This window comes from Bacillus sp. 05T31, from assembly GCF_056396725.1.
Genome location: NZ_JBFTMA010001123.1, coordinates 1 through 860, shown reverse-complemented (window position 1 = coordinate 860; position 860 = coordinate 1). Strand labels below are relative to the sequence as shown.

The 860-nt window shown below is 33.7% G+C and carries 2 pseudogenes; both read left to right on the top strand.

The features are described 5' to 3' along the window. Nucleotides 1-185, top strand: a pseudogene (locus AC1DJR_RS31795) (DUF4047 domain-containing protein); the annotation flags it as partial. A 443-nt stretch (nucleotides 186-628) separates the two neighbouring features. Continuing rightward, nucleotides 629-860 (top strand): annotated as a pseudogene (gene calY, locus AC1DJR_RS31790) (biofilm matrix protein CalY); the annotation flags it as partial.

The following is an 860-nucleotide window of genomic DNA, read 5'->3' as shown; positions in this document are numbered from 1 at the left end:
AACTAGAAGAGAGCAAGAAACAAGAAGAGGCGAAAAAACTAGAAGAGAGTAAGAAGCAAGAAGAGGCGAAAAAACTAGAAGAGAGTAAGAAGCAAGAAGAGGCGAAAAAACTAGAAGAGAGTAAGAAGCAAGAAGAGGCGAAAAAACTAGAAGAGAGTAAGAAGCAAGAAGAACAGAAGGAATAGTAAGTAAAATACAGCAGCATTTCGGAAGGAATAAATACAATGATAAGACAAATAGGTGAGAGAGCCCTACGACTCACCTATTTGCTTTGTTTTTCTTATTTCACTATTCGTGGGTATAAGGTCTTCACCTAAAAATTTAACGAATGCGAGGAAGTTAGTTGGCAGCCCACCGCTTGGTGAAGGTTAATGATTAGTGGGGATGGACAGAAAAACACTGATTAAAGTTTCACTTTATTTCTCAATACTTTTCTGAAAAAAAGGAAAAAATGTTGAGAAATAAAAATAATCAAAATATATATTGTATTTATATAGTCTTGTTCGTTATAATGAACTTAAGGTTTTAAAAAAAGAACAAATATTAGCTAAGCTAATATAGTTTTAGTTACACCTCTTATTTTGAAATAAGAGGTAAAAATACAAAAAACAGCTAGGGGGAATTGATTGTGAGTCTGAAAAAGAAATTAGGTATGGGAGTTGCATCAGCAGCATTGGGGTTATCTTTAATTGGTGGAGGAACATTCGCTTACTTTAGCGATAAAGAAGTATCAAACAATACATTTGCAGCTGGGACGTTAGATCTTACATTAAACCCTAAAACGCTTGTAGATATTAAAGATTTAAAACCAGGGGATTCTGTTAAGAAAGAGTTCTTATTAAAGAACGACGGTACTTTAG